General features: G+C 66.7%; 31 protein-coding genes. 18 read left to right on the forward strand and 13 right to left on the reverse strand.

Going from position 1 to position 25,934, the window contains the following annotated elements:
* Positions 1 to 41: 41 nt before the first annotated feature.
* The 3 genes from AC07O0_RS11610 to AC07O0_RS11620 all read left to right on the forward strand — a co-directional run bounded on the left by AC07O0_RS11610 (position 42) and on the right by AC07O0_RS11620 (position 3,077).
* Positions 42 to 1,025 (forward strand): mitochondrial fission ELM1 family protein, encoded by a 984-nt coding sequence (locus tag AC07O0_RS11610; protein WP_494623091.1) that lies wholly within the window; start codon positions 42 to 44, stop codon positions 1,023 to 1,025.
* A gap of 53 nt (positions 1,026 to 1,078) precedes the next feature.
* A complete protein-coding gene (trxB, locus tag AC07O0_RS11615) occupies positions 1,079 to 2,044 on the forward strand; it encodes a thioredoxin-disulfide reductase (protein WP_494623093.1) in 966 nt (321 codons plus the stop codon).
* Positions 2,045 to 2,186: 142 nt separating this feature from the next.
* Positions 2,187 to 3,077: a LysR family transcriptional regulator gene (locus AC07O0_RS11620; protein WP_092155998.1), complete on the forward strand. Its 891-nt coding sequence runs from the start codon at positions 2,187 to 2,189 to the stop codon at positions 3,075 to 3,077.
* Between the two features lie 438 nt (positions 3,078 to 3,515).
* Here AC07O0_RS11620 and AC07O0_RS11625 read toward each other — a convergent pair whose 3' ends face one another.
* The 4 genes from AC07O0_RS11625 to AC07O0_RS11640 all read right to left on the reverse strand — a co-directional run bounded on the left by AC07O0_RS11625 (position 3,516) and on the right by AC07O0_RS11640 (position 6,127).
* Positions 3,516 to 4,079: a methylated-DNA--[protein]-cysteine S-methyltransferase gene (locus AC07O0_RS11625; RefSeq protein WP_494623096.1), complete on the reverse strand. Its 564-nt coding sequence runs from the start codon at positions 4,077 to 4,079 to the stop codon at positions 3,516 to 3,518.
* 111 nt (positions 4,080 to 4,190) lie between these two features.
* Positions 4,191 to 5,147 (reverse strand): protein-methionine-sulfoxide reductase catalytic subunit MsrP, encoded by a 957-nt coding sequence (msrP, locus tag AC07O0_RS11630; RefSeq protein WP_494623098.1) that lies wholly within the window; start codon positions 5,145 to 5,147, stop codon positions 4,191 to 4,193.
* Between the two features lie 117 nt (positions 5,148 to 5,264).
* Entirely contained in the window at positions 5,265 to 5,807 is a 543-nt protein-coding gene (locus AC07O0_RS11635; protein ID WP_494623100.1) for an SRPBCC family protein, read from the reverse strand.
* 11 nt (positions 5,808 to 5,818) lie between these two features.
* Positions 5,819 to 6,127, reverse strand: coding sequence for a metalloregulator ArsR/SmtB family transcription factor (locus AC07O0_RS11640; protein ID WP_494623102.1), 309 nt, complete (start codon positions 6,125 to 6,127; stop codon positions 5,819 to 5,821).
* 144 nt (positions 6,128 to 6,271) lie between these two features.
* Between AC07O0_RS11640 and AC07O0_RS11645 the strand changes: the two genes are divergently transcribed.
* The 7 genes from AC07O0_RS11645 (at position 6,272) to AC07O0_RS11675 (ending at position 11,764) form a co-directional block, all read left to right on the forward strand.
* Positions 6,272 to 7,180: a DMT family transporter gene (locus AC07O0_RS11645; protein WP_494623104.1), complete on the forward strand. Its 909-nt coding sequence runs from the start codon at positions 6,272 to 6,274 to the stop codon at positions 7,178 to 7,180.
* Between the two features lie 12 nt (positions 7,181 to 7,192).
* A complete protein-coding gene (locus AC07O0_RS11650; protein WP_494623106.1) occupies positions 7,193 to 7,741 on the forward strand; it encodes a hypothetical protein in 549 nt (182 codons plus the stop codon).
* Positions 7,742 to 7,870: 129 nt separating this feature from the next.
* Positions 7,871 to 9,004, forward strand: coding sequence for a 4-hydroxybutyrate dehydrogenase (gene gbd, locus AC07O0_RS11655; protein WP_494623108.1), 1,134 nt, complete (start codon positions 7,871 to 7,873; stop codon positions 9,002 to 9,004).
* A 126-nt stretch (positions 9,005 to 9,130) separates the two neighbouring features.
* Positions 9,131 to 9,589, forward strand: a complete 459-nt coding sequence (locus tag AC07O0_RS11660) for a hypothetical protein (RefSeq protein WP_494623110.1) — start codon at positions 9,131 to 9,133, stop codon at positions 9,587 to 9,589.
* 14 nt (positions 9,590 to 9,603) lie between these two features.
* Complete coding sequence (locus tag AC07O0_RS11665) at positions 9,604 to 10,269, forward strand: ribonuclease T2 family protein (RefSeq protein ID WP_494623112.1); 666 nt, start codon at positions 9,604 to 9,606, stop codon at positions 10,267 to 10,269.
* A 6-nt stretch (positions 10,270 to 10,275) separates the two neighbouring features.
* Positions 10,276 to 11,127, forward strand: coding sequence for a 23S rRNA (adenine(2030)-N(6))-methyltransferase RlmJ (locus tag AC07O0_RS11670; RefSeq protein WP_494623114.1), 852 nt, complete (start codon positions 10,276 to 10,278; stop codon positions 11,125 to 11,127).
* A 34-nt stretch (positions 11,128 to 11,161) separates the two neighbouring features.
* Entirely contained in the window at positions 11,162 to 11,764 is a 603-nt protein-coding gene (locus tag AC07O0_RS11675) for a glutathione S-transferase (protein ID WP_494623116.1), read from the forward strand.
* A 147-nt stretch (positions 11,765 to 11,911) separates the two neighbouring features.
* Here the strand turns inward: AC07O0_RS11675 and AC07O0_RS11680 are convergent, their stop codons facing one another.
* A complete protein-coding gene (locus AC07O0_RS11680) occupies positions 11,912 to 12,583 on the reverse strand; it encodes an outer membrane protein (RefSeq protein WP_454024620.1) in 672 nt (223 codons plus the stop codon).
* A 370-nt stretch (positions 12,584 to 12,953) separates the two neighbouring features.
* Between AC07O0_RS11680 and AC07O0_RS11685 the strand changes: the two genes are divergently transcribed.
* Positions 12,954 to 13,751, forward strand: coding sequence for a glycosyltransferase family 2 protein (locus tag AC07O0_RS11685; protein ID WP_494623119.1), 798 nt, complete (start codon positions 12,954 to 12,956; stop codon positions 13,749 to 13,751).
* Positions 13,741 to 14,490, forward strand: coding sequence for an SDR family oxidoreductase (locus tag AC07O0_RS11690; protein ID WP_494623121.1), 750 nt, complete (start codon positions 13,741 to 13,743; stop codon positions 14,488 to 14,490). Before AC07O0_RS11685 ends, AC07O0_RS11690 begins: the two co-directional genes overlap by 11 nt.
* A gap of 10 nt (positions 14,491 to 14,500) precedes the next feature.
* Here AC07O0_RS11690 and AC07O0_RS11695 read toward each other — a convergent pair whose 3' ends face one another.
* The 6 genes from AC07O0_RS11695 to AC07O0_RS11720 all read right to left on the reverse strand — a co-directional run bounded on the left by AC07O0_RS11695 (position 14,501) and on the right by AC07O0_RS11720 (position 19,068).
* Positions 14,501 to 15,130, reverse strand: coding sequence for a 2-hydroxychromene-2-carboxylate isomerase (locus AC07O0_RS11695; protein ID WP_494623123.1), 630 nt, complete (start codon positions 15,128 to 15,130; stop codon positions 14,501 to 14,503).
* A gap of 142 nt (positions 15,131 to 15,272) precedes the next feature.
* Positions 15,273 to 15,560, reverse strand: coding sequence for a hypothetical protein (locus AC07O0_RS11700; RefSeq protein WP_494623124.1), 288 nt, complete (start codon positions 15,558 to 15,560; stop codon positions 15,273 to 15,275).
* 162 nt (positions 15,561 to 15,722) lie between these two features.
* A complete protein-coding gene (pgeF, locus tag AC07O0_RS11705; RefSeq protein WP_494623126.1) occupies positions 15,723 to 16,487 on the reverse strand; it encodes a peptidoglycan editing factor PgeF in 765 nt (254 codons plus the stop codon).
* Positions 16,488 to 16,508: 21 nt separating this feature from the next.
* Positions 16,509 to 17,606, reverse strand: coding sequence for a class I SAM-dependent methyltransferase (locus AC07O0_RS11710; RefSeq protein WP_494623128.1), 1,098 nt, complete (start codon positions 17,604 to 17,606; stop codon positions 16,509 to 16,511).
* Entirely contained in the window at positions 17,603 to 18,427 is an 825-nt protein-coding gene (lgt, locus tag AC07O0_RS11715; protein ID WP_494623130.1) for a prolipoprotein diacylglyceryl transferase, read from the reverse strand. The genes AC07O0_RS11710 and lgt overlap by 4 nt, the downstream gene beginning before the upstream one ends.
* A 74-nt stretch (positions 18,428 to 18,501) precedes the next feature.
* The gene (locus AC07O0_RS11720) at positions 18,502 to 19,068 is read right to left on the reverse strand and encodes a hypothetical protein (RefSeq protein ID WP_494623132.1); all 567 of its coding nucleotides are present in this window, start codon (positions 19,066 to 19,068) and stop codon (positions 18,502 to 18,504) included.
* A gap of 199 nt (positions 19,069 to 19,267) precedes the next feature.
* Here AC07O0_RS11720 and AC07O0_RS11725 point away from each other — a divergent pair, with 199 nt between their 5' ends.
* The 6 genes from AC07O0_RS11725 to AC07O0_RS11750 all read left to right on the forward strand — a co-directional run bounded on the left by AC07O0_RS11725 (position 19,268) and on the right by AC07O0_RS11750 (position 24,388).
* Entirely contained in the window at positions 19,268 to 19,660 is a 393-nt protein-coding gene (locus AC07O0_RS11725; RefSeq protein WP_494623134.1) for a RidA family protein, read from the forward strand.
* Between the two features lie 69 nt (positions 19,661 to 19,729).
* Positions 19,730 to 21,889 (forward strand): excinuclease ABC subunit UvrC, encoded by a 2,160-nt coding sequence (uvrC, locus tag AC07O0_RS11730; RefSeq protein WP_494623136.1) that lies wholly within the window; start codon positions 19,730 to 19,732, stop codon positions 21,887 to 21,889.
* Positions 21,890 to 21,957: 68 nt separating this feature from the next.
* Positions 21,958 to 22,569, forward strand: coding sequence for a CDP-diacylglycerol--glycerol-3-phosphate 3-phosphatidyltransferase (gene pgsA / locus AC07O0_RS11735; protein ID WP_494623138.1), 612 nt, complete (start codon positions 21,958 to 21,960; stop codon positions 22,567 to 22,569).
* 26 nt (positions 22,570 to 22,595) lie between these two features.
* Complete coding sequence (moaD, locus tag AC07O0_RS11740; protein WP_494624179.1) at positions 22,596 to 22,847, forward strand: molybdopterin converting factor subunit 1; 252 nt, start codon at positions 22,596 to 22,598, stop codon at positions 22,845 to 22,847.
* A gap of 16 nt (positions 22,848 to 22,863) precedes the next feature.
* Positions 22,864 to 23,328, forward strand: a complete 465-nt coding sequence (locus AC07O0_RS11745; protein WP_494623140.1) for a molybdenum cofactor biosynthesis protein MoaE — start codon at positions 22,864 to 22,866, stop codon at positions 23,326 to 23,328.
* Positions 23,297 to 24,388, forward strand: coding sequence for a DUF1176 domain-containing protein (locus tag AC07O0_RS11750; RefSeq protein ID WP_494623142.1), 1,092 nt, complete (start codon positions 23,297 to 23,299; stop codon positions 24,386 to 24,388). Before AC07O0_RS11745 ends, AC07O0_RS11750 begins: the two co-directional genes overlap by 32 nt.
* A gap of 32 nt (positions 24,389 to 24,420) precedes the next feature.
* Here AC07O0_RS11750 and AC07O0_RS11755 read toward each other — a convergent pair whose 3' ends face one another.
* Positions 24,421 to 24,867, reverse strand: a complete 447-nt coding sequence (locus AC07O0_RS11755; RefSeq protein ID WP_494623144.1) for a hypothetical protein — start codon at positions 24,865 to 24,867, stop codon at positions 24,421 to 24,423.
* 110 nt (positions 24,868 to 24,977) lie between these two features.
* The gene (locus AC07O0_RS11760) at positions 24,978 to 25,868 is read right to left on the reverse strand and encodes a branched-chain amino acid aminotransferase (protein ID WP_494623146.1); all 891 of its coding nucleotides are present in this window, start codon (positions 25,866 to 25,868) and stop codon (positions 24,978 to 24,980) included.
* Positions 25,869 to 25,934: the final 66 nt, after the last annotated feature.

Consider the following 25,934-nt stretch of genomic DNA (forward strand, 5'->3'; position numbering starts at 1 on the left):
GTTACAAGGCGTCGACCACGTCAATCCCGGGCCAACCCGCCGTGCCGACAGAAAAGACGCCTTCCCTCTGGGTTTTGACCGACGGCAAGGCCGGCGACGAGGTCCAGTGCCTCGGTGTTGCCGAGCGGATCGGCGTCGCCCCCGAGATCCGCCGGATCAATCCCGGCAAGCCCTGGAGCTGGCTGATGCCGCGGGGACCGATCGACCCTCGCGAGGCGCCGGATCGGCCCGGCAGCCCGATCCGGCCGCCCTTCCCCGACATCGCCATCGCCTCCGGCCGGCGCGCCGTCGCCTATCTGCGCGCGGTCAAGAAGGCCTCGAACGGGGCGACCTTCACCGTCTTCCTCAAGGACCCGCGCACCGGCGCCGGCACCGCCGACCTGATCTGGGTCTCCGAGCACGACCCCCTGCGCGGCGAGAACGTATTGGTCACGATCACCTCGCCGCACCGGCTCGCGCCGGGCGCCCTGGCGGCAGCCCGCGCCGCGCCGCCGCCTGAGATCGTCGCCCTGCCCTCGCCCCGCGCCGCCGTGCTGGTCGGCGGCGACAGCCGGCACCACAGCTTCCGGCCGGAGGACATCGAGCGCTTTGCCCGCGAACTCGACGCGCTCGCCGCTTCCGGCGTTGCGCTGATGGGCTCGCGCTCGCGCCGCACCCCGCCGGCGCTCGACGCAGCCATCGGCGAGGTCTTCCGCCGCCATGGCGGCTGGTGGTGGGACGGCTCCGGCGCCAATCCTTACGTGCCGCTGCTCGCCAATGCCGACGCCATCGTCGCCACCGCCGACTCCACCAACATGATCGGCGAGGCAGCGGCGACCGGCGCACCGATCCTGGTGTTCGAACCGCATGGCGGCCACGGCAAGCTGGCGAAGTTCCTGGAGGCGCTGAAGCGCTACGGCGCTGTGCACCATTTCCAGGGCAAGCTTGAAGGCGCCCGCTACGACCCGCTAGACTCGACCGGAACGATCGCGGCCGCCGTCTATGAGGGCTGGCGGCGTCACGAGGCAGCGATGGGGCTGGCATAGAGCCGTCCCGATACCGATATTCACCGGCTCGTGCCGGCTCAGGAACCAGACAGATGGCCCATATCCACGCCAAGGTGATGATCATCGGCTCCGGCCCCGCCGGCTACACCGCCGCGATCTATGCCGCCCGCGCCATGCTCGAGCCGGTGCTGATCTCCGGACTGCAGGCCGGCGGCCAGCTCATGATCACCACCGACGTCGAGAACTATCCCGGCTTCGCCGACGTGATCCAGGGGCCTTGGCTGATGGAGCAGATGCAGGCCCAGGCGCAGCACATGGGCACCAAGATGGTTTCCGACCATATCGCCCGCGTCGACCTCTCGCAGCGCCCGTTCCGGCTCTGGGGCGATGGCGGCGACACCTATTCCTGCGATGCTCTGATCGTCTCGACCGGCGCCCAGGCGAAATGGCTCGGCCTGCCCTCGGAGCAGGCCTTCCAGGGCTTCGGTGTCTCCGCCTGCGCCACCTGCGACGGTTTCTTCTTCCGCAACAAGCAGGTCGTCGTGGTCGGCGGCGGCAACACCGCGGTCGAGGAAGCGCTCTATCTCGCCAATCTCGCCAGCAAGGTCACGCTGGTGCACCGGCGCGATTCGCTGCGCGCCGAGAAGGTGATGCAGGAGCGCCTGTTCAAGCATCCCAAGATCGAGGTGATCTGGGATTCGGAGGTCGCTGAGATTCTCGGCGGGACGCAGCCGCCCTCCGTGACCCATGTGCGCCTGCGCAACCTGAAGAGCGGCGCCGTGCAGGATCTGCCGACCGACGGCGTCTTCGTCGCCATCGGCCACAAGCCGGCGACCGAACTGTTCGTCGGTCAGCTCGCCATGAACGAATCGGGCTATCTCGACGTCGCGCCCGGCACCACCCAGACCAATGTGCCCGGCGTCTTCGCCGCCGGCGACGTCACCGACGAGCATTACCGCCAGGCCGTGACCGCGGCAGGCCTCGGCTGCATGGCAGCGCTCGACGCCGAGCGCTGGCTACAGGCGCAGGAACTGGGGGTTCGCGAGGCGGCGGAATAGCCGGAAGCCACATACATCACTGGAATTGATCAATTCCAGCACGATATTAAGGGCTAAAATCAACGGTCCCGGCAAAGGAGTCGTTGACCGGACAACCCGATCCCCCCATCATGCGTTGAACGCATAACACGGGGGGAAAGCGGTGGATTGGGACCGCATCCGAATCTTCTACACGGTTGCTGAATCGGGAAGTTTCACCAAAGCTGGCGACGGGTTGGGCCTCAGCCAATCGGCTGTGAGCCGCCAGATCGGAGCGCTTGAGCGCGAATTGCGCGCGCCGCTGTTCCACCGGCACACCCGCGGCCTCATTCTCACCGAGCAGGGCGAACTGCTCTGGCGCGCCGCGCGCGAGATGACGCAGCGCCTGGAGCGGACCCGTGCCCAGCTTTCGGAAACGCGCGAGCATCCGTCCGGCGAGCTCAAGGTCACGGCGACCCGCGGCCTCGGCGGTCACTGGCTGACCCCGCGCCTCGCCGAGTTCCTCGACCTCTACCCCGACATCAAGGTCGAGCTGATCCTCACCGACGAGGAACTCGACCTGTCGATGCGCGAGGCCGATATCGCGATTCGCCTGCGCCAGCCGCAGCAGCCTGACCTGATCCAGCGCCGGCTCTTCACCGTGCACTTCCACGTCTACGGCGCGCCGGCCTATATCAAGCGCTTCGGCGAGCCGAAGAGCTATGAGGAGCTCGACAACCACCGGCTGCTCTCCTTCGGCGCGTCCTCGCCCTCCTATCTGACGGCGGTGCACTGGCTCGGCACGCTCGGCCGCGACCAGCGCAATCCGCGTCCGATCCACCTCACCGTCAACAACATCACGGCGATGAAGCGCGCGGTCGATTCGGGCGCCGGCATCGCCATCCTCCCGGACTATCTGATCGAGGCCGGCTCGCCGCTCGTGCAGTTGATGCGCGAGACCGAGATGCCGCAGCTCGAGAGCTATCTGGTCTACCCGGAGGAGATGAAATCGGTCGCGCGCGTGCAGGTCTTCCGCGATTTCCTGATCCAGAAGGCGCAGCGTTGGACCTATTGAATTAACAGGCAGGCGCTGCCCGAAAACCCGGCAGCGCCGTGCCCACAGCGGCTGCGCATGCGTGCCACGCGCGGTCTCCTGGCAATTGTGACGAATTCTAGTAATGAGTCATGTTGCCAGCGCATAACCGACCCGCCCAATGCTGCATTGCGAAAAGGCAGGGTCTGCCCGATATTCAGCTCACGGTTGTTCGGAACGGGCTCCGCATCTCCTCCCGGCGTTGAGTTCGTTCCAGCCGTTCCCCTCTGAGATGTTTGGCGCTTTTGCGCTGGATGTTTCAAACTTTCAGGCCGGCTCCTTCGGGACGCCGGCCTTTTTTCTTGGCTGGCAGCCAGCGTCATTCTCCGGCGACGCAGAGCGGCGCTCCCGAGAATCCCAGGACGATAAAGACGCCGGTTTTCGAGATGCTCGGCTCGGAGCCGAGCGTGATACCTCGCGCTAACGCCGCCGCGCTTCCAGCGGCAGCGAATCGAACAGCGACGGCTCGGCGCTGGTGCGTGCCTTCTCGATCGTCAGGATCTTCAGCTTGGTCTCGACGCCGCCATCGGCCGAGAAGCCGCCGGTCTTGCCGCCCGCGGCGAGCACGCGATGGCAGGGCACGATGATCGGGATCGGATTCTGGCCGAGCGCGACGCCGACGGCCCGCGCCGCGCCGGGCTCGCCGATCCGCGCCGCGACCTCGCCATAGGTCAGGGTCTCGCCGGGCGGAATCGCCAAAGCGACGGCGTAGACACGCCGGTTGAATTCCGGCGTGGCGGAGAGATCGATCGGCAGATGCGACAGGTCGCGCTGTTCGCCGGCCAGCAGGGCGACGACATCCGCGATCGCCTGCCGCACGAAGGCCGGCGGCTCGGCCTCGACGCTTTCCGGAAAGCGCCGGGCCAGCCGGCGCCGGGCCGTATCCTCGTCGCGCTCGGGCAACTGCGCCGCGATGATGCGCTCGCCCTGCCAGACCAGGGCGCAGGAGCCGATCGCAGTCGTGAAAAGACAGAAGTTCTGCATGGCTCGACGATAGCGTGGCTGCGAGCTCTAGGGCACCCGTTTCCTGCCAGCTATCGGCACCAGTCACCCCGGGCGAAGCTGCTCAGGGGCGACCGGCTCGATAAAGTCAGCTCAGGCCCAGAGCCGTTCCTTCTCCAGCCCCTTGTAGAGATCGGCCACCTGCTCGGCATAGCCGTTGAACAGCAGCGTCGGCTTGCGATCGCGCGAGCCCAGCACCTGCTCGCTCGCCTGGCTCCAGCGCGGATGCGAGACCTCCGGGTTCACATTGGCCCAGAAGCCGTATTCGGAGGCCTGCAAACCCTCCCAGAAGGTCTTTGGCCGCTCGGCGACGAAGCTGATCTTGCTGATCGATTTGACCGACTTGAAGCCGTATTTCCATGGTGTGATCAGCCGCAGCGGCGCGCCGTGCTGCGTCGGGATCGGCTTGCCGTAGATGCCGGTCACCATCAGCGTCATCTCGTTCGTCGCTTCGGCGATGGTCAGCCCTTCCGTATACGGCCAGGGATACCAGCGCTGCGATTGGCCCGGCGCCACCTTCGGGTTCATGAAGGTCTGCATCTGGACGTATTTCGCGCCCGAGAGCGGCTTGGCCAGCGCGACGAGCTGCTTCAGCGGAAAGCCCGTCCACGGCACCGCCATCGACCAGGCCTCGACGCAGCGGAAGCGATAGAGCCGCTCCTCAAGGCTGACCTTCCTAATCAGGTCGTCGATGCCGACCTCGAACGGCTTCTCGACCAGCCCGTCGATCGCGATCGTCCAGGGCCGCGTCTGCAGGCGCTTCGACGCCGCCGCCACTTCCTTCGAAGTCCCGAACTCGTAGAAATTATTGTAGTTCGCCGCCAGTTCCTCGTCGGTCACCGGCCGGTCGAGCGTGTAGGCCGCGTTGCGCTTGGCCGGGTAGAGATCGAGCGTCGGATCGGGCCCCTGCGCGCCGGCAGCCTGAGGCAGCGCGGCGCTGGCGATCAGTCCAGCGCTGCCGGCGAGCCATTGCCGGCGATTCAGGAAGGCGGCTTCCGGTGTCGCCTGGCTTTCGGGAATCTCCCAGCCGGCGCGACGCTTGATCAACATGACGGACATACTCCGTTGCAACGGAGCAAGTTTAGTCGATCCGGCGCCGACCCACCAAGTCACGAGCGGGAGAGCAGCTCTCCCGCCCGCTCGGAAGCCATGATGGATCGGATTTGCTCACCCCGGCAGGTTGGCGAAACGCTTGGCGTAGTCCGTCTCGAGCTCCTCGATGCGCGACCAGAAGGCGCGCGCCGGATCGCCGGCGAGCTTGTCCTCGAGGAGGCCGAGATGAGCGTGCCAGCCGCCGGAGACGCTGACCATCTCCGTCTTGTCGGCGAGCTTGCGATGCGTCAGCACCAGCCTGACCTTGTCGCCTTCGGGGGTCAGCTCGAACGTCACCTCGGAGCTGGCATCGCCCTCACCCGGCCAGGTCATCGCCAGGGTATGCGTCGGCTCATAGCGCGTCACTGTCCCCTTGGAGGGCCAGCCATTGTCGTTCATCTCGCGATAGCGCTCCGGCGGCCGTTCGCTGGTAATCTGCGAATGCTTGAACAGGAGCTCGGCCGCGCCGCCTACGCGCGGCTCGATCTGGCCCGAGGCGAGCCAGGTGCCGCGCTTGTCGGACTCGGTGAGATAGGACCAGACCCGCTCGATCGGACCGGGCAGAAGGCGCTCGAAGCGGACCGCCCCGCTCTCCAGAACCACGCCATACTCGTTCATGATGACTCTCCTTACTCGTCTTCGGGCTGTGTGAGTTCTCGTTCCAGGCGGTCGAGCCCGGCATTCCAGAAGCTGCGCACCTGTTGGACCCAGGCTTCGAAAGCCTCGAGTCCGGTGGGATCGAGCCGGTAGATCCGGCGCTGGCCACTGACCTCGACGCTCACCAGCCCCGCCTCCTTCAGCACCTTGAGGTGCTGCGAGATCGCCGGCGCGCTCACCCCGAACTGTGCGGTGATCTCGCCTGCCGCCATGGCGCGCTGGCCCAGCATCTCGACGATGCGGCGGCGGGTCGGGTCGGCAAGGGCGGTGAAGCGATCCATGCTTCCTATTTAGCCACTCACTTAATTAAGTCAACACGAAATTATTGACCACCGGACGCGCACCCTCCCCCTGCGTGCGGCGGGCTTGCCCTTGCGAGCATGACGGGTCATGAGGATCGCCCGTCCCGCCTCATTCGCCAGACCATGCCCTCCCGAAACGCCACGCTCGCCGGCATCCTGATGATGCTGCTCGGCATCCTGCTGTTCTCAATCAACGACGTGATGGGGAAATGGCTGGTCGCGACCTATACGGTCGGCCAGATTCTGCTGCTGCGCTCCGGCGCAGCCCTGCTGGCGATCATCCCCTTCGTGGTGAAGCAGGGTCTGCGCCGTACGCTGCGGCCGGAGCGGCCGGGCCTGCAGCTGCTGCGCGTCACGCTCGGCTCCTGCGAGGTCGCGCTGTTCTACTGGGCAGTGTCCTATCTGCCGCTCGCCGACACGATGACGCTCTGGCTGGCGGCGCCGGTCTGGGCGGTGGTGCTGGCGGCGCTGCTGCTCGGCGAGCGTGTCGATGCCGGGCGCTGGCTCGCCGTGGTCGCCGGCTTCGTCGGCGTCGCGATCGCGCTGAACCCGTCGGGGCAGAGCCTGTCTCTGCCGGCGATCATCGCGCTCATCGGCAGCTTCTCCTTCGCCGCGATGATGATCATCGGCCGGCAACTGCGCGGCACGCCCGACGTGACACTGGTCTTCTGGCAGACATTCGGTGCGCTGGTGATGGGCCTCGTGCTGCTGCCCTTCGGCTGGGTGACGCCGAGCCTGGCCGATATCGGCCTGCTCGGCCTGCTCGGCATCGTTGCCATGGTCGCGCATCTCTGTGTGACGCGCTCTCTCAAGCTGGCGGAAGCCTCGGTGGTCGTGCCCTACCAGTACACGCTCATCGTCTGGGCGCTGGTCTTCGGCTGGTTCGTCTTCGGCGACTGGCCAAAGCCCGCCATGCTGTTCGGCTCGGCCCTGATCATCGCTGCTGGGCTCGCTTTGCTCGTACTCGAAAGGCGCGCGGGCAACTCAGCCTCTGAGACCGCCAAGGAGCGTGTTATCGTCGAGCAGAACTGACCCGGAGGGGCGATGGCCGAGGCTGCGAAACCGCCGGACTTCTGGGCCTGGCTCGGCGCCGCGATTTCCCTCGTCCTCGGCCTCTGGCTACTGATCGCCGGCTGGCGCACTTTGCCGCTGGCACGCGGCGACCTCCTGGTCGCCGACCATGTCGGCCCGATCAGCTACAGCACGCCGCTGATGCGGGTAAGCTCGGGACGCGGGTCGAGCACCTACCGAACCCAGGAGCTGTGGCTGGTCGCGACCGGCAACAACCAGCAAATCTACCATCAGCGTCAGTACAGGCCGGCCCGCGGCCTCTGGGTCGACGGGATCGACCGGCTCGACCATGGCCAGCAGGTCCGCTTCCTGGTCGATCCCGGCCGTCAGCTCGTCTACGAGGCGACCTCTCGCGGCAAGACCTTCCTCGCCTATGACGACACGGCCGAAGCGCTGCGTAACGGCGCCCATCGCTCGATGCTGTTCGGTTTCGCCCTGCTCGGCAGCGTCGCCTGGCACCTCTGGCCGCTGGCGCTGCGCTACTGGCGCGAGCGACAGCGTACCGGCACGGCAGTTCCCTGATCGCGCTATCGATAGTTTGGCGCCGGGGTGTTCTGCGTCGGTGTCGGGGCTCTGGGGCTGGCGCCGATGCGCCGGCCGCGCGACAAAATGCAGGCCCGCCCGAACAACTGAGCGGGCGGGAGGACCTTCATGGCGACGATCACCTATCTGACCACCGTCCAGTTCGGCTTCGGCGAGCTCAAGACCATCGCGCCCGGCCTGGCCGATCTGAAGATCGCGCGCCCGTTGATCGTCGCCGATCGCGGTCTGGCGGCGACCGACCTGATCGAGCGGCTGCGCGCCGCCTCGCCGTTGCTCGGCAATGCCCCGCTCTTCGTCGACACCCCGACCAATCCGACCGAGGAGGCCGTCGAGGCCGCGGTGGCGCTCTATCGCGAGCATGGCTGCGACGGTCTCGTCGCCATCGGCGGCGGCTCGCCGATCGATCTCGCCAAGGGCGTCGCCTTGCTCGCCAGCCATGACGGGCCCCTCGAGACCTATGCCGCGATCCTCGGCGGCATCCCGAAGGTGACGAGCAAGGTCGCGCCGGTGATCGCCGTCCCGACCACCGCTGGCACCGGCAGCGAAGTCGGCCGTGCCGCGCTGATCACGCTGAAGGACGGCCGCAAGCTCGGCTTCATCTCGCCGCATCTGATCCCGAAGCTCGCGATCTGCGATGCCGAGCTGACGCTCGGCCTGCCGGGCTGGCTGACCGCCGCCACCGGCATGGACGCACTGACCCATTGCATCGAGACCTATCTGAGCCCGCGCGAGAACCCGCCGGCCGAGGCGATAGCGCTCGACGGGCTGAAGCGCGCCGCCAACCATATCGAACGCGCCACCCGCGACGGTTCCGACCGCGAGGCCCGCGAGGAGATGCTGATGGCGGCGCTGCAGGGCGGCCTCACCTTCCAGAAGGGCCTCGGCGCCGTCCACGCCCTCTCACATCCGCTCGGCGGCCTGAAGCAGGTCTCGTTGCATCACGGCACGCTCAACGCCGTGCTGCTGCCGGCCGTGCTGCGCTTCAACGAATCGGCCGCTCCAGCGAAATACGCCGAGATCCGGCGCGTGCTCGGCCTGCCCGCCGATGCTGATCTCGCGGACTGGATCGCCGGGCTTACCAAGCGCCTGGGCCTGCCGGGCTCACTGTCGCAGATGGGCGTCCCGCGCGACGTCCTGCCCGCCATCTCGGAAGCGGCGACGCAGGACCATTCGAGCGCGACCAATCCGCGACCGGCGACAGCGGCCGACTATCTGGCCATGCTGGAGGCTTCATTCGGCTGAGCCCGGCAGGATCGAAAAGCCACAGGCGCCGCCAGAGACGCGGGAACGGCGCCGCTGCGCTTGACCCTCCCCGGCCCACCAGCCATCGTGCCGATGACGGACTCCACTCCCCTGTACGAGGCCCCCATGCGCCGCGTTTCACTCCTCTCGACCCTTGCCGCCGCCCTGTGCCTGACCGGGCTCTCCGCCCAGGCGGCGGGCGGGCGCTATGTCAACCCGGCCGACCGGGCGGAAGAGCGCATCATCCCGATGTATGGCAACCTGCCGGCCTGCGAGGATCCGGCGGTGCTCGGCAAGATCATCAGCCGCTTCAATTCGCGCGAGGCCAAGTTCTGGGGGCCACTGCAGGCGGTCAGCTTCGATCGCGTCCAGCCGATCGGCTGGCGCCCCTGGGGCGAGGACTTCATTCCGCGCCGTTTCTGCACCGCTCGCGTGCTGACCAATGACGGCGTGCTGCGCCGGGTCGACTATTCCGTCCGCGAGAATCTCGGCCTGTTCGGCTATACTTGGAACGTCAACTGGTGCGTCTCCGGCCTCGACCGTCACCGCTCCTACGCGCCCGACTGCAAGATGGCCCGCCCCTGAACCAGGCGCAGGCCATGCTGAAACGAATTGCCGCCGGTCTTCTGGCGCTTTGTGCGCTCAGCGGCACCGCCGCCGCGCAAGGTCGCTATGATCGCGGCGGCACGCCCGGCGATTTCGATTTCTACGTGCTCGCCCTCTCCTGGTCGCCCGGCTTCTGCGAGCTCGACGGTGGCCGCGGCCGCAATCGTGAGCAATGCGCGCCCGGCGCCAATCTCGGCTTCGTCGTGCACGGGCTCTGGCCGCAATATGAGCGCGGCTATCCGAGCGATTGCGGCCCCTCCGGCCGCACACCGTCGCGAATCGCGATGGAGCAGGCGGAAGGTCTGTTCCCGACCGAGAGCCTCGCCCGCTATCAATGGCGCAAGCACGGCAGCTGCTCGGGTTCGAGCCCGGCCGATTACTTCGCCGATGTCCGCCGCGCCCGTGAGAAGATCAAGATCCCGGCCACCTTGCAGAAGGGCGACGGCGAGCGGAGCTGGACTGCGCTCGACCTCGAGCGCGCCTTCGTCGACGCCAATCCGGGCCTGCGCACCGACATGATGTCGGTCTCCTGCCGCCGCGGCGTGCTGGAAGAGGTGCGGATCTGCTTCAGCAAGGATTTGCGTGGCTTCCGCATGTGCCAGGAGGTCGACCGCTCGGGCTGCCGGGCGCCGGACTTTCGTGTCAACGCGATTCGCTGATCAGGAATGAACTACCGCCACGGCTTCCATGCCGGCAACTTCGCCGATGTGCTCAAGCATGTCGTGCTGATGCGTATCCTCACGCATCTCAACGCCAAGGACAAACCCTGGCGCGTCATCGACAGCCATGCCGGCGCCGGCCGCTACGACCTCGGCTCGGAGGAGGCGCTGAAGACGCATGAATGGCGCGACGGCGTCGCCCGGCTCGATCAGTCGCCGCTGGCTCTTAAGGTGGAAGAGCTGCTGAAACCCTGGCGCGAGGCACTCGCCGCTGCCCGCGCCCGGCATGGCGCGGACACCTATCCGGGCTCCCCCTGGCTCTGCCGCCACGCCATGCGCGAGCAAGACCGGCTGATCGCAGCGGAATTGCACGAGAATACCTATCGCAAGCTCAGCCAGGCGCTCGGGCGCGACGAGCGCTGCAAGGCGCTAGAGATCGACGGCTGGACGGCGCTGCGCGCCAATGTTCCGCCGAAGGAGCGCCGCGGCCTCGTCCTGATCGACCCGCCCTTCGAGGAGAAGGACGAGTTTGCGACGCTGGCGGCCGAGTTCATCGCGGCTCACCGCAAATGGCCGACCGGGATCTACGCGCTCTGGTATCCCATCAAGGACGAGCGGGCGGTCGAGCGCCTGCTCGATGCCATTCTCGATGCCGATATCGGCCGTCTGCTTCGGCTCGAGATCGATGTCGATCGTCCGGATGCGGCCGGCGGCCTCAGCGCGACGGGACTGCTCGTTATTAATCCGCCCTGGCTGCTGGCGCAGGAGGCCGAGATTCTGCTTCCGGCCCTGAGCGAACGGCTCGCGCAGGGCTCTCGCCCGCGCTATCGCTGCGAGGCGATTCGCCCCGACGGCTGATCGTTCCCGCTCGCCCAACCGAAGGCTGCCGACGATGCTGATCCTGCGCTCCTCCCCGACCTCCCCGTTTGGCCGCAAGATCAAGATCGCCATCGCCGAACTGGGGCTCGGCGACCGCATCGAGGTGGTTCCGGCCGACACCAACGACCCGGCCGACTCGCTGCGGCGCCAGAATCCGCTCGGCAAGGTACCGACCCTAGTGTTCGAGGATGGTTCGACGCTGTTCGATTCCCGCGTGATCGCCGAGTATCTCGACCATCTGGCCGGCGGCGGCAGGCTGTTCCCGGCAGGCGAGACCCGCTTCGCGCAATTGCGCCTGCAGGCCATCGCCGACGGCATCTGCGACGCGGGCCTGCTGCAGGTCTACGAGACCCGCCTGCGTACGGCCGAAATGCGCAGCCCCGCCTGGATCGAGAACCAGTCCGGTAAGGTCGCGCGCGCCCTCGCCTCGCTCGAAGCCTCGCCTCCGGCCTATGACCGGCCGCGCATCGGCGAGATCGCACTCGCCTGCGCCCTCGGCTATCTCGACCTGCGCTTCGAAGGGGCCTGGCGCTCCGGACATCCGGCGCTGGTCGCCTGGCTCGACGGCTTCGCCGCCAAGGTCCCGGCTTTTGAAGAGACGCGCTTCAAGGGCTGAGGTCCGCTTTTCGGCGGCTTCCATCCCCCTCAGCATCGGCCATTTGGAGGCAGGAGTGTCGGCCTGCCTCCTTCCGCCCGGACAACGGACAACAAAAAACCCGGTGGCCGAAGCCACCGGGTCCGTTCTGTCTCCGGGAGGAGAAAATCAGAACTTGTAGCTGAGACGAGCGCGAACCAGCGAGAAGTCCGTGCCGACCTTGTCCGCGCCACCGAAGACCTTCTTGTCGCCGAGGTCGACGTAGAGGTACTCGACACCGCCAACCAGGTTGTTGGTGAAGGCGTACTCGACGCCGGCGCCGACGGTCCAGCCGGTGTGGGTGTTGTCGTCCGAGTTCAGGCCGTTGATGGTGACGCCCGGGGCCAGCGTGGTCTTCACGTTGCCGTAAGCGAAACCACCGGTGACGTAGGGCAGGAACCGGTCGAAAGCGTAGCCGACGCGGCCGCGGACGGTGCCGAACCACTCGGTCTTGCCCTCGCCGACGATGCCGAAGCCAGCGAAGCTCGAGCCAGCCTTCAGGTCAGCGCCCTGGAAGTCGGCTTCGAGGCCGAGGACGATCTGGCCGATCTGGTAGTTGTAGCCGATCTGGCCACCGCCGACGAAACCATCGAGGTCGCCGAAAGCGTTGACGCCGACCGAGTCCATGTTGCCGAAGCCGTAGCCGGCGTTGGCACCGACGTAAAAGCCGGTCCAGGTGAAGGCAGGAACGTAGACCGGGGCAACGACCGGGCCCTTGCGGCTCGGCAGGTCGGCAGCGGAGGCAGCGCCGGCGGCGATGAGGCCGAGGGCCGCAACGCCCGAAAGCAGATACTTCTTCATGACAAACTCCTTAGTCGTCGTCTTGTCCGGCGCTGGCCGGCTGGTGATTTCAGTGACCCCTTTATAGGGATTGTAGCGGGCCGTGTCTGTTGCGGCGAGAACACATGTGCTGGTCAGACCGAGGCAAAATTGCGGCACGATCCGGAACAAGCAAGGCATATTGATCAATTCCGGTTAGTCTTTGTTAAGACAGTGTGAATGGCTAACCGAATACTAACGCAACGTCAGCGACAACGCACGGCCACCTCATAACCGCCGGAAACGGTTTTGGGTTCCGTTGCCGGCGCAAATCTGCCATGCGCCCCGTGCTTGCAGCCCGCCGCGACGCGTGCTTTAGCCGACTGGCCCCGCCTTTCCCGTCGAGACCAGCGTGCCACCGCTTTCGATCTTCATCATCGCGCGCGACGAAGCCGACCGCATCGGGCGCACCATAGCCGCGGTCCGCAGCCTCAGCGATGACATCGTCGTGATCGATTCCGGCTCGACCGACGGCACCCAGGATGTCGCCATGAATCTCGGCGCGCGCGTGATCGAGCGCACCTGGCCGGGCTACGGCCCGCAGAAGCGCTTCGCCGAAGAGCAGTGCCGCCATCCCTGGCTGCTCAACCTCGATGCCGACGAGGTGACGCCCGAGGGGCTCGGTGCCGAGATCACCGCCCTGTTCGCCAAGGGTGAGCCGGCCTGCGACGCCTATCGCATCCGCATCGCCGAGATTTTCCCCGGCGAGGGCGCTCCCCACCGCTTCGCCTATGCGCTGGCGCCGGTCCGGCTCTATCGCTCCGACAAGGGGCGCTACTCGCCCTCACCGGTGCATGACCGCGTCGACCTCGCAGCCGATGCCCGGGTCGGCAAGCTCAAGGGCACGATCCATCATTATTCCGTCCGCTCGCTGGGCGAGCAGATGGCCAAGCTCAATGCCTATAGCGACGCGCAGGCCGACGACCTCGATGCGCGCGGCGAGACGCTCTCGGTCTTCCGGCTCGTGGCGGAGTTTCCTGGCAACTTCATCAAGGCCTATATCGGGCGACGTCACGCTTTGCGTGGGGTCTACGGCTTCATGACCGCGATGAACTATGCCTTCTATCGCTATCTGCGCGTCGCCAAACATTGGGAGCGCCGGCTCCAGCGTCGCAGCACTCGCACCGACGGCGACGGACATGGCGGCTGAGGTCGCCCTCGTCACCGGCGGCGCCAAGCGTATCGGCCGCGCCATCGCCTTGCGGCTGGTCGATGCCGGCTACGCGGTGGCGATCCACTGCCATGCCTCTCGCGCCGAGGCGCGGGAACTGGCGGATCAGATCATCGCAGCAGGCGGGCGCGCCCATGTCGTTGTCGCCGATCTCGCCGATCCGGCGGCGGTCGAGCGGATCGTGCCGGAGGCTGAAGCCACGCTCGGGCCTGTCAGCCTGCTCGTCAACAGCGCTTCGAGCTTTCTGGTCGATGACTTGCTGGCACTGGATGTCCCAACCTGGAATCGGCAGTTCTCGGTCAATCTGCGTGCGCCTTCCGTCCTCGCCGGCGCGATGGCCAACCGCCTGCCGGCAGAGCGTCAGGGCGCGATCGTCAACATCGTCGACCAGCGTGTCTGGAAGCTGACGCCGCAATACTACTCGTACACGCTGACCAAGGCGGCGCTGCTCACCGCGACGACGACGATGGCCCAGGCGCTGGCGCCGCGCATCCGCGTCAACGCGGTCGGTCCCGGCCCGACCTTCGCCAACCCGCATGACGGCGAGACGCTGCTGGCGGCGGAAGCGGGCGGCACGCCGCTCGGCCGCAAGGTCGAGGCCGACGACATCGCCGAGGCGGTCCTCTATCTGGCACGCGCCAAGGCGATCACCGGCCAGATGATTGCGGTCGATGCCGGCCAGCACATCGCCTGGCGCACACCCGACATCGTCGATTGAGAAAAACCGCTCAGACCGTCGTGTCGTTGCGATAGGCCGCCCGGCCGCTGGCGAGCGCATCGGCCAGCAGATCGAGCCGATCCTGCCCCCAGAAGATCTCGCCATCCAGCACATAGCTCGGCGCGCCGAAGACACCGGCCTCGACCGCTTCCGCGATCGCTGTCTGATAGGCCTGAGTGGCCGCCTCGCTTCCAGCCGCCTCGATCAGGCCGGCAGTATCGATCCCGGCCCGCCCGGCCGCCGCCAGAATCAGCTCCGGCCGCGACATGTCCTGCTCGCGCGCCCAGACATCGGTCAGCACCTCGCCGATGAACCCTGCCGGATCCTCGCCGCGCGCGACGATCGCCAGGACGATCCTGTCCGCCAACGAGGCGTCGTAAGGGAAGAATTTCGGGAACAGCGTCAGCGGCAGGTCGCGTTTGGCGCGCCAGCGCTGCAGTTCGAGCACGCGGTAGCGCTGCCGCACCGGATGGCGCTTCGGCAGCGGTAGGCCGCCGGTCTCGTCGAAGACCGAGCGCAGCGGCGTCGGCCGGTAGCGGACCGTCAGCCCGTGCTGTTTCGCCAGTGCGGTAAAGGCGCCATGGCCGAGATAGGTCCAGGGCGAGACCAGCGTGAAATAATAGTCGATCTGGCGGGACATCGGAGACCTTGGGCAAGTTGCGGCCGCAAGGTGCCTGCTGACGGCGTGCTCCCGCAAGCTCGCCCGTCGTCAATTGTCGTGATCGCTCCGATCAGCATGACGATGGCGCCACCGCCAGGACGGCGGCGCCAGGACGCAGATGTCAGGCCGCCGCCTTGTTCTTGATGGCGCCGATGATCGCGGTGAGGATCGCGCCGCCGGCGCCGCCGCTGATCAGATTGGTGAGGATGCCGCCGACGCTGAGATTGCCGCCCATCGCGGCTGCCGAGATCGCCGGCAGCAGGACCGGGATCAGCTGGCCCAGTACGCCGCCGCCGACCAGACCCGCGATAGTATTGCCGATGGTACCTATGTCAAAAGTCGGCGAGGCCTTGCCTGCCGCATTGCCACCGATCGCACCTGCGATCAGGTTCATCAGGATTTGTTCCATGTTCAATCCCTCAGCCAAGGTGGATGGCGAGGGGAGGATGCGCCTGCGTCAAAGTGTACGCAACTCGACATCGGCGAAAGCCGGTCTTGCAACGGGACGTTGCGCCGACTTAACCACCGGAATCATCACCCGGCTGACAGCGCAGACCGGCTCGAACGGGATTTACGCCAGCGCGATCGCCGAGATCAGCCGACCGTAATCGGCCTCCTGCCGGTGAGTCGTGCGGCGATAGCTGTAGAAGCGCGCCTCGTCGCCATAGGTGCACAAGGCAAGATCGTAGAAACGGCCGATGCCGGCCTCCTGCGCGCGATGGGCGATGAAGGCCGGCAGGTCGAACATCGCATGCGCCGGCCGCTCCGAAGCGTGGAAGAAACGGGAAAAAGTCGCGTTCTCGCCCTTGAAGCGCTCGATGAATTCCGGGCCGACCTCATAGGCGGCAGCGCTGATCGTCGGTCCGAGCACGGCGATGATCCGCCTGCGCCGAGCTCCGAGCTTCTCCATCTCGGTCACGGTCGCGCCGATGATGCCCGAGAAAGCACCCTTCCAGCCGGCATGGGCTGCGCCGATCACACCCGCCTCGGCGTCGGCGAACAGGATCGGCCCGCAATCGGCGGTGGAGACGCCGAGCGCGACGCCATGCGCGACCGAGACCATCGCATCGGCCTTGGGCCGCTCCGCCGGCCAGGGACCGGTGACGACAGCCACATCCGGCGAATGCACCTGGTGGACGCTGACCAACCGATCGCGCTCGACGCCCATCTGCTTCGCCATGCGGGCGCGGTTCTCGGCGATATGGGTCTGGTCGTCATTCGACCCCAACCCGCCGTTCAGCGAGGCATAGATCCCACCCGAGACGCCGCCTTCACGGGTGAAGAAGGCATGACGGATGCCGGACTCATGGGCGAGATCGGGAGAGGTAATGAACATGGCGGCACGTCCGTTTGTGGGTCAGCCCTGCTCTGGCAGGCGATGAAGGTCAAATCCGGGCAGGAGCGGCAAGTTCCGGTCGGCGACCGCCAGCACCTTGAAGAGTTCGCCCATCGCCGTCGGCCCGGTTTCGATCAGGCGCCCGACGCCACTAGCAAGCGCCCCAGCCTGTGCCGGGGTGGCGCGGCGCGACAGCGCCTCGAAGCGTTGTTGCAGGCCGAGCGCCAGCAGGAAATCGCGCTGCGTCACCGGGCCATGCGCCGCGGCACCAGCGACGAGCCCGGCCTGCGCCATCCGGGCGAAATCGACATGGACGGTGAGGTCGGCATCGCCGGGCTCGGCCAGCACGTCGACGAAAGCGTGTCGCCTCAGCGCCTGCAGGGTGTCGCCGAAGCCGGAACGAGCCGGGCCGTAGTCGATGAACAGCCCAGCGCCGCCCTGGGTTGCGACATGCCGGGCGACGGCCGCGACAGCCTCCAGCCCCGCTGCGGGCTGTTCCAGCACGGAGCCCACCGGGGCAGCGACCGAGAGGGAGTTGTCGGGCTCGCCCGACAGGCCGAAGGCAAGTTTGCCTTCGCCATCCAATCCGACGAGCCGTTCGCGCCAGCGCTCGGGCGTGCGGACGAACTGGTCGAGCGGAAGCGCGTCGAGGAATTCGTTGGCGACGACGATCGCCGGGCCTTCAAGCGCCTGCTCGATCCGATCATGCCAGTACGGCGTCACGCCACTCGCAGCGAGCGTCACTTTCTGCCGCTCGCGCAGCACCGGGCTCATCTCGACCAGATGCACCGAAAGTGCCGCCCCAAAGCCCGGCAGCGCTCGCGCCGCCCGCAGCATGTCCTGCATCAGCGTGCCGCGCCCCGGGCCCAGCTCGACCAGGCGGATGGAAGCCGGCGCGCCCATCGCCTGCCAAACGCTCGCGGCCCAGATGCCGACCAGCTCGCCGAAGATCTGGCTGATTTCGGGGGCGGTGGTGAAGTCGCCAGCCGCGCCGAACGGATCCTGCTTCATGTAATAGCCATGGCGCGGGTGGCCGAGGCAGAGCGCCATGTAGCGGGAGATGCTGATCGGGCCCTCCTGGCGGATCAGCTCTGCTAGCTCCTGCGCCAGGGCATTCACGCTGCGGCCGGTCCCTTCCGCCGCAGGACGAGGAAGAGGCCGGCGAGGAATAGCGGCACCGACAGCACCATGCCCATGGTCACCCAACTGGTCCCGAACAGGAAGCCGAGCTGCGGATCGGGCTCGCGGAAGAACTCGCAGGTCGTGCGGGCGATGCCGTAGCCCATGCCGAATAGCCCGGCGACGAGGCCCGGCCGCTTCAACCCACCCATGCGGACCACGATCATCAGGATCACCAGCAGGAGCAGCCCCTCGCTGAAGGCTTCGTAGAGCTGGCTCGGATGGCGCGGCACCGGGCCGCCATGCGGAAACACGATTCCCCAGGGCAGGTCCGGCGCCGGCCGACCCCAGAGCTCGCCATTGACGAAATTGGCGATGCGGCCAAGGAACAGGCCGATGGGCGCCACCGCCGCGCCGAGATCGAGCGCCGAGAGCGGCGGATAGCCGCGCCGCAAGGCGAAGACCCACAGGCCCATCGCCGCGCCGACGAGCCCGCCATGGAAGGACATGCCGCCCTTCCACACCGCGAAGATCTCCAGCGGATTGGCGAGATATTCGGGCAGGTTATAGAACAGCACGAAGCCGAGCCGGCCGCCGATCACCACCCCGAGCGCGGCGAACAGCAGGAAATCGTCGAGCGATTCCGGGTCCGGCCGCGCCCGGCCTCCCCAGAGCGGCGCGCTCGCCGCGAGCCGGCGCGCATACCACCAGCCACCGAGCAGGCCAGCGACATAGGCGAGCCCGTACCATTTGATCGAGAGCGGCCCGAGCTGCAGCGCGACCGGATCGATCACCGGGAAGGGAATGGCGAAGACGGGCATGGGCGGGATCCGGGTTGCGCGCTGCGGTGATGCAGGCGGCGCGGTGTCCGGGTCAAGAGGTCAGAGAGCCGCGCTCAGCCTCGCCCACGCACCCGCACCTCCGCCAGCATCGGCTCGCCGCCCAGTTCGGGCGAGGCCGGCGGCAGGTCGGTCGGCAGATGGCGCTGGATCGTCAGCGCCAATTCGTCGAAGCCGTTGTCATAGGTCGAGAAGCGCAGGCGCGGTCCTTCGAAGGAAGAGATCCAGAGATAGCCGGTCCACTCCACGCCGATCCGGGCAAGCTCGTACCAGCTCAGCGATATCGTCCGACCGAGAAGCGTCCGGCGCTCGATGCGCTGGCCGTTCCAGCGCACCTGCTCGACCAGTGCCTGCATCGCCAAGAATAGAGTGATTCCGGCGAAGGCGCTGGTGAAGAGCAGGCCCGAGCTCCGCTCGACGCGTCCGCCCGCAACCACCAGCGTCGCAATGGCGGTGATCAGCAGGCCGGCGCACAGGCCGAGCCAGAAATACGGGCCCGGCGTCAGATATTTCCACTCGCCATGCCGCTGGGCCCGCCGCCGCTGCAGGCAGACGCAGAACGCGGTCACCGCCATGAAGGCCGGAACGAACAATGCGGCCTTCATCAGCAAGTCGACAAGCATGGGCGGCCTCGGGCGAAAAGCCTGTTTCTACCGATCCTTGCGGGCAAGGCGAAGCACAACTTATCGGAATGGCAAAGGATTCCTTTGTCCGTTTCCCAGCGCAATGCAGCGCGGAATCCTTCGGTCGGAACCGTAGCGTTCGTGCTCAGGCCTGCTCAAACCGCCTGATAGTCTGCAGCCTGCCACGCAGGAGAATCCAATGAAGCGAGAGATCATTCGTGTCGAGCCGTTCTCGACCTGGGGCGAGCGCCTGAAAGTGCCGTTCTCGCCATTGGTCCGCCATGGCGACACCCTGTACGTCTCAGGCATGCCCCCCTTCGATCCCGCAACCGGCGAGATCGCCAAGGCGCCGATCGAACGACAGACGGAGCTCGTGCTGGAGCAGATGAAGCTCTGTCTCGAAACCGCAGGCTCGTCGCTGGCGAATGTGCTGAAATGCAATGTCTATTGCACGTCCCCCGACAAGTTCGCCGCCGTCAACGCGGTCTATGCCCGCTATTTCCCCAAGGACCCGCCAGCCCGCATCTTTCTTTGCGTGCCGGTCTGGTTCGGGCCCTTCGACATCGAGATCGACTGCATCGCTGCCGCCTAGTGAATGGCGCCAGCGTCGCGACCGCACTCCTGACATGACGAAGCCGCTGCGGCATCCTACATGCAGGTCATGAATCGCGAACGCCCAGACGACGTGCCGGAAGAAGAGTTCGAGGACGAGGAGGACGCCCTTCCCGCGCCCGAGGCCGCGCTCGATCTCGGCGAGGCGGCGCCCGGCGCGCTCAAGGCCGGCATCGAGGTGATCGCCGACTTCGCCAAGCATTTGCCGAACCGGCCGGGCGTTTACCGGATGTTCGATCGCGCCGGCGAGGTGCTCTATGTCGGCAAGGCCAAGAGCCTGAAGAACCGGGTCACGGCCTATGCCCGCGGCATGGCGCACACCAACGCCGTGGCGCGGATGATCGCCGAGACGGCGAACATGGAGTTCGTCACCACCGGCACCGAGACCGAGGCACTGCTGCTCGAATCGAACCTGATCAAGCAGCTCAGGCCGCGCTACAATGTGCTGCTGCGCGACGACAAATCCTTCCCCTACATCTTCCTCTCGGGCGACCATCCGGCGCCGCAGATCGCCAAGCACCGCGGCTCGCGCCAGCGCAAGGGCGACTATTTCGGCCCCTTCGCCTCGGTCTGGGCGGTCGAGCGCACCATCGACGCGCTGCAGAAGGCGTTCCTGCTGCGCTCCTGCTCGGACAGCTATTACGAGAACCGCACGCGGCCCTGCCTGCTCTTCCAGATCAAGCGCTGCTCCGGCCCCTGCACCGGCGAGATCTCGCATACCGATTATCAGGGCCTCGCCGACCAGGCGCGCGCCTTCCTCTCCGGCCGCTCCTCGGCGGTGAAGCAGCTCCTGTCCGAGCGCATGCAGGCGGCGGCCGAGGAACTCGAGTTCGAGAAGGCAGCGCGCTATCGCGACCGGCTGGCGGCACTCTCGGCCGTGCAGGCCGGACAGGACATCAACACGCAAGGGGTCGAGGAAGCCGACGTCTTCGCCATCGACGAGCAGGCCGGACAGTTCTGCGTCGAGATCTTCTTCTTCCGCAACAAGCAGAACTGGGGCAACCGCGCCCTCTTCCCGCGCGCCGACAAGAGCCTGACCCCGGCCGAGGTGCTGGCCTCGGTCGTCACCCAATTCTACGACGACAAGCCGCCGCCGAAACTCGTCCTGCTCTCGCACCAACTGGCCGAAGCCGACCTGATCGCACAAGCCCTGTGCGAGCGCGCTGGTCGCAAGGTCGAGCTGGCGACGCCCAAGCGCGGCGAGCGCCGCGATCTCGTCGCCCATGCCCAGAAGAACGCGCATGAGGCGCTCGCCCGCAAGCTCGCCGACAGCGCCGGCCAGCAGAGCCTGCTCAATGCGCTCGGCACTGCCTTCGGCCTGGAGAAGGCTCCGCGCCGCGTCGAGGTCTACGACAACTCGCACATCATGGGCACCAACGCGGTCGGCGGCATGATCGTCGCCGGACGGGACGGCTTCATGAAGAGCCACTACCGCACCTTCAATATCTCGGCCGACACCATCGCCGGCGACGATTTCGGCATGATGCGCGAGGTGCTGAAGCGCAGGTTCACGCGGCTGGCGAAGGAGAGTGGAGTTGCTTCCGGCCCAACCGAGCAGACGCAGGAGCCCTCTCCCCTTGTGGGGGAGGGTTGGGAGGGGGGTATCGCACCTGCAAACGCCCCTGAGTCCAGTTCGCCCGATGTCGAGGGTGGCATACCCCCCTCTCTATCTCTCCCCCACAAGGGGGGAGAGGACGCGCCTCTTTCGGCAGCATCAGAGCCTGCTGAGAGCGACGACGCCGACGACTCCGCCTTCCCCTCCCGTCCCGACCTCGTCATCGTCGACGGCGGCAAGGGCCAGTTCGAGGCGGCGCGCAAGATCATGGCCGAATGCGGCGTGACCGACATCGCGCTCGTCGCCATCGCCAAGGGCGAGGATCGCAACGCGATGCGCGAGACCTTCTTCATGGTCGGCAAGGAGCCGTTCAAGCTGCCGCCGCGCGATCCGGCCCTGTTCTTCATCCAGCGCCTGCGCGACGAGGCCCACCGTTTCGCCATCGGCACGCACCGCGCCAAGCGCAAGCGCGACATCAAGACCAACCCGCTCGACGAGATTCCGGGCATCGGTCCCTCGCGCAAACGGGCGCTGCTGCTGCATTTCGGCACTGTGAAGGCGATCCAGCGCGCCAAGCTCGACGACCTGATGCGCACCCCCGGCGTCAACGCCGCGACGGCCAAGGCGGTGCATGCCCATTTCCACGAGCATTGAAATTGAATGGCCGAGGTCACACCCTTGCGTGTTGACGCTGTCATGAAGGCGCTGTTTTGGTGAGCGTCGTGACGAGTCTCAACGAAGCCATCCGCCGCCGGGGACCATGGTCCCTGCCGAACCTTCTCACCTACGGCCGGATCGTCGCGATTCCGGCGCTGGTGGCGCTGCTGTTCTGGCCCTGGGACGATTGGGCCCGCTGGACAGCACTGGCGATCTACGTCGTCGCCGCCGTCACCGACTATCTCGACGGCTGGCTCGCTCGCAGCTGGGGCCAGCAATCGGCGATCGGCCGCATGCTCGATCCGATCGCCGACAAGCTGCTGGTTTGCGCCCTCCTGCTGATGCTCGTCCATACCGAGACGATCAAGGGCTGGGCGATCTGGGCGGCGATCGTCATCCTCTGCCGCGAGATTCTGGTCTCGGGCCTGCGCGAATTCCTGGCCGAGCTCAAGGTCAGCGTCCCCGTCAGCAAGGTCGCGAAATACAAGACCACGGCGCAATTGTTCGCGCTCGGCTTCCTCGTCGCCGGCCCCGCCGGTGACAAGGTCCTGCCCTACAACACCCAGATCGGGATCGCGATGCTGTGGATCGCGGCGCTGCTGACGATCTATACCGGCTGGGACTATCTTAACTCCGGCATCCGCCATCTCGTCGAGGAGGATGAGCGCGCCGTATGACCATGGCCATTACCGAGCCCGCCAGCCTGCGGCTGGTCTATTTCGCCTGGGTACGCGAGCGCATCGGCCTCCCTGAGGAGACCGTCACGCCGCCGGCCGGCACCGCGACCATCGCCGATCTCGTGCGCTGGCTGAAGACGCGTGGCGAAGGCTACGAATTCGCCTTCGAGAACGAGGCGATCGTGCGCGCCGCCATCGACCAGACCCATGCCAAGCCTGCGACGACGATCGCCGGCGCGCGCGAGATCGCCTTCTTCCCGCCGATGACCGGCGGCTGAGTACGAGGCCAGGGCCATGACGCCGCTCGTCCGCATCCAGCGCGAGGATTTCGACATCGGCGCCGAGATCGCGGCGCTGACCGCCGGTAATCCGAATATCGGCGCCGTCGTCTCCTTCGCCGGGCTCTGCCGCGATGAGAGCGGCCGCCTCGCCGCGCTCGAGCTGGAACACTATCCCGGCATGGCCGAGGCCGAGATCGCCCGCGTCGCGGGCGAGGCTGCCGAGCGTTGGCCGCTTGCGGGCCTCCTCGCCATCCACCGCTTCGGGCTGATCAAGCCGGGCGAGCAGATCGTGCTGGTGATCGCCGCCTCGAGCCATCGTCGCGAGGCCTTCGAAGCCGCCGATTTCCTGATGGACTACCTCAAGACCCGCGCCCCATTCTGGAAGCGCGAGCACCTCGCCGACGGCACGCTCGGCGGCTGGGTCGAGGCCAAGGCGGATGACGACGATGCGGCACAACGCTGGGAACAGGTCTCCTGAGGAACTGAAGTCGCTTCTGCTCGCGGCGGGCCTCCTCGCCGCGCCGAGCTTCGCTCTCGCGGCCGGGCCGGAGCCGAAGGGCTTCCGCGACTGGATGGCGGGCTGCAGCAACACCTGGAATTGCACGGCGCTATCCATCCCATCAGAGGGCGCCAATACCACCGCCTATCTGCGCCTTGAGCGCCCGGCCGGCCCGGACGGCGCGGTCAGCCTGGTCCTGCGGCTGCGCGGCGACTGGAAGAGGCCGCCGCTGACGGTCCAGCTCAAGCTGGATGGCACCGCCTTCCCGGCCGGCGGCAGGGCCATGCCGGTCACGGCCGACAACGACCTCGCTTCCGTGACCTTCCAGCCAGCCGACATCACCGCCTTCATCGAGGCGGCGCGCAAGGCGACGAAACTGCAGGTCGCGGCGCCCGGCCTGTCGGCTGAGGTCTCGCTCTCCGGCGCCGTCGCAACGCTGCTCTGGATCGACGAGCAGCAGGGCCGGCTGGGCACCACCTCCGCTTTGATCCGGAAGGGCAGCGCAACGAACGTCCCGCCTGCTCCAGCTGCGCCGGTGATCATGGCGAAGCCGGCGAGCGGCTCGCTCTCCGAGAAGGACGGGAAGGCCCTCGCCGCCGCGCTGCGCAAGCATATCGCGCAACGCGACCCCGACCAGTGCGAGGACGGCGAGATGACGACGAAGCATGACGCCGCCTGGTCGCTCGACAGCAAGCGCAGCCTCGTCTCGCTGACCTGCTCGCTCGGCGCCTACAACGCCTCGAACGCCTTCTGGATCGTCGAGAACGGCGCGGTGGCGAACGCGAAGCCCGTCAACTTCCCGCGGAACGACGAGAGCGAGAAGAACGTGCTGGTCAATGGCGAGTTCGACCCCAAGACCGGCCGCATCGACTATTTCGCCAAGGGGCGTGGCATCGGCGATTGCGGCGCAGCGGGCGGCTATGCCTGGGTCGGCACCGGCTTCGCTCTGACCGGGTTCAGCATGATGGGTGAATGCCGCGGCATCAGCTCCGACGACTGGATCACGATGTTCCGCAGCGAAGTGAAGGCGGCGAAGTAGCCAGGCCTGCAATGCCCCAGGGCGCTTCGCCACTATATGCCGACCATGATTTCCTTCACCTTGCGGGTGATGTCCGGGCCGGATTGAAGGTGCTTGTCGATCCGCGGATAGATATCCGTGCAGATGTCCACCATGTGGTTGTTGAGCCCGGCTATGATCCAGGAGTTCTTGCCGTCGTAGAATTCGCTGTCGGTGACGTTGCCGCGCTCGACGCTGACACGCCCGTCCTGCGTGCCGCCACGAAGCTTCTGATGGACATCGATGACGGTCTGCAGGTCGGGCCCATACGCGCCAGCAGGCTTCAGCGCGTCGAGCTCCGCCTTCATCTTGGGGCGCAGCGCCGACTTCGCATTGAGGCTCATGCAATAGTAGCCGAACCGGACGAGCTCGACATCATCGAGGATGTTGGGCTGGGCCTTGCCGACGTTTCGCGACAGGTTCCAGCGAAAATGATTGCCGACGACGAGGACCTGAACCATCCGCACCTCCGCAAGATGACCCTGCCCGGAAGGCTAGCGTCGCGGCTCGTGTACGGCAATATCCGACTGGCCGCATGAACACGGCCAGTCGGGTTGGCGTTCCGATGCGGTCAGGCCGCGGCCTTGGACTTCTGCCGGACCTCGTCCGAATAGTCCTCCATGATCACCTTGCCCATATTGCCGGTGACGAAGTTGTAGGGACCGATCTCGGAGACCAGCGTCACCTCGGCGGCCGAACCGGTGATGAAGCACTCCGCGAAGCCTTCGAGCTCCTCCGGCCGGATGCGGCGCTCGACCACCTCGAAGCCGCGCTTCTTGCAGAGGTCGATCACCGAGCGGCGGGTGATGCCGTCGAGGAAGCGGTCGGCCAGCGGGGTGTGGATCACGCCGTCCTTGATGAAGAAGATGTTGGCGCCGGTGCACTCGGCGACATTGCCTTCCCAGTCGAGCATCATCGCATCGGCATAGCCGGCGCGCTCCGCCTTGTGCTTGGAGAGCGAGCAGATCATGTAGAGCCCCGCCGCCTTGGCATGGACCGGCGCGCAGGCCGGGTCCGGCCGGCGATAGGTCGCAAGGTCGAGGCGCACGCCCTTCAGCTTCTGCGCCATGTCGAACATGCTCGGCCATTCCCACACCGCGATCGCGGTATGGATGGTGTTGTTCATGCCCGAGACCGCCATCATCTCCGAGCCACGCCAGGCGACCGGGCGGACATAGGCGTCCTTAAGGCCGTTCTCCTTCAGGCAGAGATACTTGGCGGCATCGATCTCGGCGACCGAGTACGGGATCGTGAAATCCATGATCTCGGCCGACTTGTGGAAGCGCTGCGAGTGCTCGGTGCACTTGTAGATCACGCCGTCATAGGAGCGTTCGCCCTCGAAGACGCAGGAGCCATAGTGCAGGCCATGGGTGAGTACGTGCACCTTGGCCTCCTTCCACGGCACGAGCTTGCCGTCGAACCAGATGACGCCGTCGCGCTGGTCGAAAGGAATGACAGACATGATACAGTCCTCCAGGTGCTTTTCTTGCAGGCACTCCGCCACAGGCCGAAAGGGCGTGCAAGCGCG

It is taken from the genome of Allobosea sp. GW821-FHT10B12, from assembly GCF_059415545.1.

Excerpts from the sequence above, each read along its gene's own strand:
- trxB (WP_494623093.1), top strand. The coding sequence starts at position 1,079 with ATGGCCCATATCCACGCCAAGGTGATGATCATCGGCTCCGGCCCCGCC.
- AC07O0_RS11625 (WP_494623096.1), bottom strand. The coding sequence starts at position 4,079 with ATGCAGAACTTCTGTCTTTTCACGACTGCGATCGGCTCCTGCGCCCTG.
- msrP (WP_494623098.1), bottom strand. The coding sequence starts at position 5,147 with ATGTTGATCAAGCGTCGCGCCGGCTGGGAGATTCCCGAAAGCCAGGCG.
- AC07O0_RS11635 (WP_494623100.1), bottom strand. The coding sequence starts at position 5,807 with ATGAACGAGTATGGCGTGGTTCTGGAGAGCGGGGCGGTCCGCTTCGAG.
- AC07O0_RS11640 (WP_494623102.1), bottom strand. The coding sequence starts at position 6,127 with ATGGATCGCTTCACCGCCCTTGCCGACCCGACCCGCCGCCGCATCGTC.
- AC07O0_RS11645 (WP_494623104.1), top strand. The coding sequence starts at position 6,272 with ATGCCCTCCCGAAACGCCACGCTCGCCGGCATCCTGATGATGCTGCTC.
- AC07O0_RS11650 (WP_494623106.1), top strand. The coding sequence starts at position 7,193 with ATGGCCGAGGCTGCGAAACCGCCGGACTTCTGGGCCTGGCTCGGCGCC.
- gbd (WP_494623108.1), top strand. The coding sequence starts at position 7,871 with ATGGCGACGATCACCTATCTGACCACCGTCCAGTTCGGCTTCGGCGAG.
- AC07O0_RS11660 (WP_494623110.1), top strand. The coding sequence starts at position 9,131 with ATGCGCCGCGTTTCACTCCTCTCGACCCTTGCCGCCGCCCTGTGCCTG.
- AC07O0_RS11665 (WP_494623112.1), top strand. The coding sequence starts at position 9,604 with ATGCTGAAACGAATTGCCGCCGGTCTTCTGGCGCTTTGTGCGCTCAGC.
- AC07O0_RS11670 (WP_494623114.1), top strand. The coding sequence starts at position 10,276 with ATGAACTACCGCCACGGCTTCCATGCCGGCAACTTCGCCGATGTGCTC.
- AC07O0_RS11675 (WP_494623116.1), top strand. The coding sequence starts at position 11,162 with ATGCTGATCCTGCGCTCCTCCCCGACCTCCCCGTTTGGCCGCAAGATC.
- AC07O0_RS11680 (WP_454024620.1), bottom strand. The coding sequence starts at position 12,583 with ATGAAGAAGTATCTGCTTTCGGGCGTTGCGGCCCTCGGCCTCATCGCC.
- AC07O0_RS11690 (WP_494623121.1), top strand. The coding sequence starts at position 13,741 with ATGGCGGCTGAGGTCGCCCTCGTCACCGGCGGCGCCAAGCGTATCGGC.
- AC07O0_RS11695 (WP_494623123.1), bottom strand. The coding sequence starts at position 15,130 with ATGTCCCGCCAGATCGACTATTATTTCACGCTGGTCTCGCCCTGGACC.
- AC07O0_RS11700 (WP_494623124.1), bottom strand. The coding sequence starts at position 15,560 with ATGGAACAAATCCTGATGAACCTGATCGCAGGTGCGATCGGTGGCAAT.
- pgeF (WP_494623126.1), bottom strand. The coding sequence starts at position 16,487 with ATGTTCATTACCTCTCCCGATCTCGCCCATGAGTCCGGCATCCGTCAT.
- lgt (WP_494623130.1), bottom strand. The coding sequence starts at position 18,427 with ATGCCCGTCTTCGCCATTCCCTTCCCGGTGATCGATCCGGTCGCGCTG.
- AC07O0_RS11720 (WP_494623132.1), bottom strand. The coding sequence starts at position 19,068 with ATGCTTGTCGACTTGCTGATGAAGGCCGCATTGTTCGTTCCGGCCTTC.
- AC07O0_RS11725 (WP_494623134.1), top strand. The coding sequence starts at position 19,268 with ATGAAGCGAGAGATCATTCGTGTCGAGCCGTTCTCGACCTGGGGCGAG.
- uvrC (WP_494623136.1), top strand. The coding sequence starts at position 19,730 with ATGAATCGCGAACGCCCAGACGACGTGCCGGAAGAAGAGTTCGAGGAC.
- AC07O0_RS11745 (WP_494623140.1), top strand. The coding sequence starts at position 22,864 with ATGACGCCGCTCGTCCGCATCCAGCGCGAGGATTTCGACATCGGCGCC.
- AC07O0_RS11750 (WP_494623142.1), top strand. The coding sequence starts at position 23,297 with ATGCGGCACAACGCTGGGAACAGGTCTCCTGAGGAACTGAAGTCGCTT.
- AC07O0_RS11755 (WP_494623144.1), bottom strand. The coding sequence starts at position 24,867 with ATGGTTCAGGTCCTCGTCGTCGGCAATCATTTTCGCTGGAACCTGTCG.
- AC07O0_RS11760 (WP_494623146.1), bottom strand. The coding sequence starts at position 25,868 with ATGTCTGTCATTCCTTTCGACCAGCGCGACGGCGTCATCTGGTTCGAC.